The organism is Pseudonocardia pini (genome assembly GCF_013870575.1).
GTDB lineage: Bacteria > Actinomycetota > Actinomycetes > Mycobacteriales > Pseudonocardiaceae > Pseudonocardia > Pseudonocardia pini.
Map to the genome: position 1 here is coordinate 1 of NZ_JACBXB010000258.1, position 6,955 is coordinate 6,955.

Annotated in this window: 6 protein-coding genes; 2 read left to right on the forward strand and 4 right to left on the reverse strand. The window is 72.1% G+C overall.

All coding sequences use genetic code 11. The features are described 5' to 3' along the window. The first annotated feature begins 266 nt into the window (after positions 1-266). Together H5J29_RS15990 and H5J29_RS15995 are read left to right on the forward strand one after the other, a co-directional pair. A complete protein-coding gene (locus H5J29_RS15990) occupies positions 267-1,814 on the forward strand; it encodes an AMP-binding protein (protein ID WP_220187479.1) in 1,548 nt (515 codons plus the stop codon). Beyond that, positions 1,811-2,575, forward strand: coding sequence for a crotonase/enoyl-CoA hydratase family protein (locus H5J29_RS15995; RefSeq protein ID WP_181781759.1), 765 nt, complete (start codon positions 1,811-1,813; stop codon positions 2,573-2,575). The genes H5J29_RS15990 and H5J29_RS15995 overlap by 4 nt, the downstream gene beginning before the upstream one ends. A gap of 47 nt (positions 2,576-2,622) precedes the next feature. Here H5J29_RS15995 and H5J29_RS16000 read toward each other — a convergent pair whose 3' ends face one another. From H5J29_RS16000 to H5J29_RS16015, 4 genes are all read right to left on the reverse strand, one after another. Continuing rightward, positions 2,623-3,459: an SDR family NAD(P)-dependent oxidoreductase gene (locus H5J29_RS16000; RefSeq protein ID WP_220187480.1), complete on the reverse strand. Its 837-nt coding sequence runs from the start codon at positions 3,457-3,459 to the stop codon at positions 2,623-2,625. Further along, positions 3,456-4,772 (reverse strand): MFS transporter, encoded by a 1,317-nt coding sequence (locus tag H5J29_RS16005; protein ID WP_181781761.1) that lies wholly within the window; start codon positions 4,770-4,772, stop codon positions 3,456-3,458. The genes H5J29_RS16000 and H5J29_RS16005 overlap by 4 nt, the downstream gene beginning before the upstream one ends. A 147-nt stretch (positions 4,773-4,919) precedes the next feature. After that, positions 4,920-5,384 carry a PaaI family thioesterase gene (locus tag H5J29_RS16010; RefSeq protein WP_181781762.1) on the reverse strand — a complete coding sequence of 155 codons (465 nt, stop codon included), beginning with the start codon at positions 5,382-5,384 and terminating at the stop codon, positions 4,920-4,922. Further along, the coding region (locus H5J29_RS16015) for an AMP-dependent synthetase/ligase (RefSeq protein ID WP_181781763.1) at positions 5,381-6,955 on the reverse strand (1,575 nt) is incomplete at its 5' end. The genes H5J29_RS16010 and H5J29_RS16015, both read right to left, overlap by 4 nt.

Below are 6,955 nucleotides of genomic sequence, written 5' to 3' on the forward strand. Positions count from 1 at the left end.
GGCCAGCACCCGTCCCACCAGCTGGTGGAGGGTCTGTCCACTCCAGTGACCCGCCGCGCGTTGTGGATGACCAGCCCGGCGATCGTCGGCATCGGTGCCTCCGTCCGTTGACCCGCTCCGCGCGGGCTCCTATTCTGAGATCGTTCGATTCAAAATACCCTGCGGTCGCCCCGAGGTCGACCTGCCGGGCGCAGGAGGTGGCCATGGCGGCAGCGGGGTTCCCAGGGGCGACGGCAGGGTGGTCGACCGGGCCACAGGAGACCACGGTGGGCGCGCTTCGCCGCGCCGTGGAGTCCTGCCCGGACACGACATTCCTCGACGTGGGCGGGGCCCGCTGGACCTACGCCCAGGTCCACGACCGGGTCGCCAGGCTGGCGGGCGGGCTCGCCGGGCTGGGCGTCGGGCGTGGGGACACAGTGGTGACCCTGCTGGACAACTCGCTCGACTCGGTCGTCACCCTGTTCGCGGTCAATGCCCTCGACGCGATCCTGGTGCCGCTGAACACGGCCTTGAAGGGCGAGTTCCTGCGCCACCAGGTCGCGGACTCGCTGGCCCGGGTCGTGATCGCCGAGGCGGACTACGCCGAGCGGGTGCGTGCCGTGGCGGCGGGACTGCCCGAGCTCCGCCACCTCGTGTCGCCCGGCGGCCCTCTGGACCTGGCCGAGCTGTACGCCGCCGACCCGCGCCCGGCGGGCCCGCTGCCGGACCCCGGCGCCCTGAGCATGCTGATCTACACGGCCGGGACCACCGGCCCGTCGAAGGGCTGCATGGTCAGCCACAACCAGGGCGCCAACCTGGGCCGCCAGGTCTCGGAGATGGGCGGCCGCCGCCCGGACGAGACACTGTGGACCCCGCTGCCGCTCTTCCACGTCAACGCGCTGTGCGGGTCGGTGCTCTCCACCGCGATGCTGCAGGGCACCGTCTCGATCGCCCGCCGCTTCTCGCTGTCCGGGTTCTGGCCGGAGATCGAGCGCAGCGGCGCCCGGATGGTGAGCCTGCTCGGCATCATGATCCCGCTGATCGCGCAGATGCCGGACACCGAGGAGATGCGGCGCTGCCACGGGCAGCTGCGGATCGCGCTGGGCGCGCCGTTCCCCGCCGAGGCCGCGCGGACATGGCGCGAGCGATTCGGCGTCGAGCGCGCGGGCGCGCCGGGCTACGGCAACACCGAGGCCGCAATGATCGTGTGCGCCCCGCTGAGCGGTGCGCCGGTCCCCGGGGCGAGCGGACGGCGCAACGCGGACTTCGACGTCCGGATCGTCGACGAGCAGGACCGCGAGCTCCCGCCCGGGGAGACCGGCGAGGTGATCTGCCGCCCCCTGCGGCCGAACGTCATGTTCGCCGGCTACTGGAACCGGCCGCAGGCCACCCTCGACGCCTTCCGCAACCTCTGGTACCACACCGGTGACCTGGGCAGGTTCGACGCCGACGGCAACTTCCACTTCGCCGACCGGAAGAAGGACTACCTGCGCCGCGGCGGCGAGAACATCTCCAGCTTCGAGCTGGAGTCGACCTTCCAGCAGCACCCGGGCATCGCCGAGGTCGCGGTGCATGCGGTGCCGAGCGCGCTGTCCGAGGACGAGGTCAAGGTGACCGCCGTGCTCGCCGAGGGGTCGACGCTCACCGAGGAGGAGCTCTGCGCCTGGGCCGTCGACCGGCTGCCCTACTACGCCGTCCCGCGCTACGTGGAGCTGCGGGCGGAGCTGCCGAAGAACGACGTCGGCCGGATCCTCAAGTACCTGCTGCGCGACGAGGGCGTCACACCGTCCACCTGGGACCGGACGACCTCCGGCATCGAGCTGGTCAAGCGGTGACCGCGCCCGTCCTCGTCGAGCGGCAGGGCCACGTGCTGGTCGTGACACTGAACCGGCCGGAGGTGCGCAACGCCCTGAACGACGCCGTCGCCCACGCCGTCGCCGCGGCGATGGACGAGCTGGACGCGGATCCCGAGCTGCGGGTCGGTGTCCTGACGGGTGCGGGCGGGACGTTCTGCGCCGGGATGGACCTCGCCGCGTACCAGGCCGGGGAGTGGCCGGTGGTGGGCGACCGCGGGCTGTGTGGGATCTCGCGGCGCCCGCCCCGAGCGCCGCTGGTCGCCGCGGTGGAGGGCTGGGCCGTCGCGGGCGGGTTCGAGCTGCTGCTGGCCTGCGACCTCGTCGTCGCCGGGTCCGGGGCGCGGCTCGGCGTGCCCGAGGTGCAGCACTCCCTGGTCGCGGGCGGAGGCGGGGCGTTGCTGCTCCCCCGCAGGCTCACCTTGCCGGTCGCGATGGAGCTGCTGTTGACCGGCGACCCGGTCGATGCGGCCCGCGCCCGCGAGATCGGGCTGGTCAACCGGGTCGTGCCGGACGGGGAGGCCCTCGCCGAGGCCCTCCGGCTCGCCGAGCGGATCGCCCGCAACGGCCCGCTCGGCGTCGCGGCGACGAAGGCGATCGCCCGCAACAGTGCCGAGGGGACCTACACCGACGGCTGGACCGAGCAGGACGCCGAGTGGAAGGCGGTCTTCGCCTCCGCGGACGCCGCCGAAGGGGTCGCGGCGTTCCTGGAGAGGCGCGACCCGGTGTGGCACAACCGCTGACCTGTGGGTGGCGATGGTCCGGCCGGCGACCATCGCCACTCACGAGGTCAGGCGCCGAGCAGCGGCCCCGTCGTGGCCGCCGCCAGGGCGGCGAGGTCGGGTGTGTAGGGCTGGTGCGCGAGCAGGCCGCCGTCCACCCGGAGGACCATCCCGTTGATGCCGACGGCGTCGTCCGAGGCGAGGAACGCGTAGACCTTGGCGAGATCGGCGGGGGTGTTGATCCGAGGGTTGAGGGTGTGGTGGTCGTAGACCGCCAGCACCTCCGGCGTCCCGCGCCGCAGCGGCGGGCTGGCGGTGGCCCCCGGGCAGACCGCGTTGCAGCGCACGCCCTGCTTGCCGTACTGGGTGGCCACGTACTGGGACAACGCGTTGAGCGCGGCCTTCGAGGCACCGTAGGCCGAGAGCCTGCGGTCGCCCCCCATCGAATGGGTCGACGCCGTGTTCAGGACGACGCCGTGCCCGCTCGCCACGAGCGCGGGCAGGGCGTGCCGGGTCAGCAGCATGGGGCCGCGGACGTTGACCGCCATGACGTCGTCCCAGACCTCGGCCCCGAGCTCGCCGATCGGGCCGTCGTCGCCGCGGAACACACCGGCGTTGTTCACCAGCACGTCCAGGCCGCCGAAGTCCTGCAGCGTCCGCTCGACGAGGGCGACGAGCTGCGCCTCGTCCCGGACGTCCGTCGGCACCGCGACGACCGCGGGCCGGTCGGTGTTCAGCACGTCCGCGAGCTCGGCGACCGCCGCCGCGTCGACGTCCGCGGCGACGACCCGAGCGCCTTCCGCCACGAACTCGGCGGCGATCGCACCGCCGATGTTGAGCCCGTCGGAGCCGCGGTGGGCCGCACCGGTGACGATCGCGACGCGGCCCGCCAGGCGCCCGGTCACACCGCGCTCTCGACCGGGGCCGTCGCCCGCTGCGATCGTCTGCCCAGGATCCCGTAGACGACCATCGTGGCCGCACCCGCGAGGAAGCAGCATGCCGCGACGACGCACGCGACCGCGTACCCGCCGGTGAGGTCCCGGGTGATGCCGAAGGCGTACGTGCCCAGCAGTGCCCCGACGCCGGTCATGACGTAGACGGCGGCGAACAGCTTGCCGAAGTGCGCGCGCCCGTACTCCTTGAGGATGAAGTAGCTGACGAAGTCGCCCTCCGCGCCCTGGCTGAACGACACCAGCAGCGCGGCCACGATCACGAGCACGAACGGCAGGACGCCGACCCCGGTGAGGGCGAGTGCGCCCAGACCCGAGACCAGCAGGACGATTGGGGCCACCCGGTAGCGTGGGAAGAGATCCAGCAGCACCCCGCCGACGAACCGGCCGGCGATGCCGCCGACGGAGTAGACCGTGGTCACGGTGGTCGCCAGGACCACGCTCAGACCGCCGTCGAGCAGGATCGGCTGCACGTTGGACAGGAACGCCCCGGTGGCGGCGCTCACCAGCAGGACCGACAGCGCGAACACCCAGAACCGCACGGTCCGCAGGACGGCGGACGCGTCGGCGTCCCCCTCCGCGGTCGGCACGGCCGAGCCGGTGGCCACGGGCGCGACGGTCGCCGCACCCGCCTCGACTCCACCGTGCGGGCCGCCGTGCTTGATGCCCCACAGCGCGGCCGGGACCGCGATGACCAGGGCGAACGCCGCGAGCACCAGGTAGCCGCGCTGCCAGCCGTAGGTGTAGACCACCACGGCGAGCACCGGGATGATCGCGAAGGGCAGGAGCGCCGCACCCGCTCCGACCAGGCCGAACGCCTTGCCCGCACCCTTGTCGAACCACAGCGCGACCGCCCGGTTGTACGGGACGGTGTAGGCGAAGGAACCGAACAGTCCGATGAGCGCGGCCATGCCGTAGAACGTCAGCCGGCTGAACGGCAGCACGGCGAACAGGACGAGGAGCGCGACGAAGGGCAGCAGCCCCACGGCGAGGGTCAACCGGGTGCCGCGCCGGTCGACCAACCGACCGGCGAACGGCCCGACGCACGCCATGACGATGTTGAGGATCGGCGCGATCAGAACCTCGGTCGTCGACCAGCCGGTGGCCTCGATCATCGGCTTCACGAAGACGCTGGCGGTCGTCAGCATCATCACCGGGCCCGCGCCGAAGCCGAGCATCGCGCTCACCGCGGTGCGGCCTCCGCGGCGCCATTCCTGCGCCTCCGTCAAGGCCACAGTGGACTTCTCCGGGACAGTGTCCGAGGACATGGGTCACCCACCAGTTCGTCGTTGAAACCGGACAACACGCACGGCGACAGGGGGCACGCACGTGGGACGAGCGACGTTCACCCGAGTTTTGAGCTCAGTCGTCTCAGTTTAAAACCGCAGGTCAGCCAGGTCAAGCTCCGGCGAGGCTCAGGGCGTGGTCATCCGGCGCGAGGTGCCGTCGACGACCGAGGTGCCGGTGACCTTGGTGCAGACCTTGCCGTCCCGGTCCCGCACGAGGACCGAGACGAACACCAGGGTCCGGCCCGCCTTCGACACCTCGGCCTCGAGGGTCAGCGGGGCGCGGGCCGGGCGCTGGTACTCCACGGTCATGCTCGCCGTGGCGGGCTTCTGCCCCTCCCCCACGACGGTCATCGTGACCATGCCGAGGGCCTGGTCGGCGAGTGCGGCGACGAGCCCGCCGTGCACCGCACCCGCCGGGTTGAGCGGCCACACCGAGTCGGCCACGGCGAACCGTGCCCGCCCGGGCTCGATCTCGGTGCAGCGCAGGCCCATCGCCTCCGACGCGGCCAGTGCGTCGGAGTACTCCCGCCACTGTGCGGCGGACCCCCCGTACGGGGCCGCGGGCTCGACGGGGACCTGCGCGCGCGTCACGGGAAGAGGCTCTCGATCTGGTCGGCGTACTTGACGTGGATGATGCGGCGCTTGAGCTTCGCGGTCGGGGTGAGCTCGTCGCTGTCCGGCACCCAGGCGTCGGGCACGATGACGAAGCTGCGCACCTGCTCGTTGCCGTTGAGGTGCTCGTTGCCCCGGTCGACGGCGGCCTGCACCTCCGCCCGGATCTCCTCCGACGCGGCGAGCTCGTCCACCGAGCGGTCCGCCAGCCCGAGCCGCGCCGCCACCGCGGGCAGGGCCTCGCGGTCCAGGGTGATCAGCGCCCCGACGTAGCGGCGGCCCTCCCCGATCGCGACGACCTGCCCGATGAGCGGGCTCTCCCCGGAGATCGTGGTCTCGATGTAGGCGGGCGAGAGGTTCTTACCCACCCCGTTGATCATGATCTCCTTCTTGCGGTCGACGATGCTGACGAACCCGTCCGCGTCGACCTGCACGATGTCCCCCGTGTGGACCCAGCCGTCGGGGTCGATCGTCTCCGCCGTCTTCTCCGGCTCGTTGCGGTAGCCGATCATGTTCATGTCCGCACGGGCGAGCAGCTCGCCGTCCTCGGCGACCTTGATCTCGACCCCGGGCAGCGGCTTGCCCGCCGAGCCGGTCTTGAAGTCGTCGAGCCGGTTGAAGATGTTGAGCGAGACCTCGGTGGCGCCGTACGCCTCCAGCACGGGCAGGCCCACGGCGAAGAAGTAGCGGACGATCTCCGGCGGCGTCGGGGCGCCCCCGATGATCGCGACGACGACGCGGTCCAGCCCGAGGTGTGCGAGCAGCGGCTTGAGCAGCTCCTTGCCCCGCTCGTGCTCGGCGACGAGGTCCGCCGCCGCCTCCGCGGGCACGTCCGTGGCGTTGTCCTCGGCCGCGGAACGCCGCAGGCCGATCTCGATGACCCGGCGGAGCTCCGCCTGTCGCTCCGCGGACTCCGCCGTGAGCAGGGACTCGATCCCGACCTGCAGCTTCTCGAACGCACGCGGGGTGGAGAAGAGCACGTCCGGGCGCGCGTCGACCAGGCAGGCGGAGAGGTCGCGGATGTCCGGGCAGACCGTGACGGTGGCACCGTGCACCAACGACATGTAGTGCACGTTGATCCGGCCGCCCGCGTGCGCCATCGGCAGGAAGTCCACGATCCCGATGCGCGGCAACGGGATCGCCTCGTCGAGGGCGCGCTGCTGGGCGAGGATCGTGCGGTGCGACCACAGCGCCGCCTTGGGCGGACCGGTGGTGCCGGAGGTGTAGATCATCGTCGCGACGTCGTCCGGGCTGATGGCCTCGGCGACCGCCGCGAAGTCGAACGCGGGGTCCCCCGCGGCCTCGACCGCGGCCAGGTTCAGCCCCGACTCGGCGTCGATCACGATCAGGTGCGTGACCTGGCCGTCGAGCGTGTCCAGGGCGACCCCGACCTTGTCCGCGAACGCCCGGTCCGTGATCATGATCGTGGCCTCGGCGTTGCGCACCTGGTAGGCGATCTGGTCCGCCGCCGAGCTGTTGAAGATCGTGAACGGCACCCCGCCCGCGAGCGAGACCGCGTAGTCGACGAGATGGCACTCGATGATGTTCGG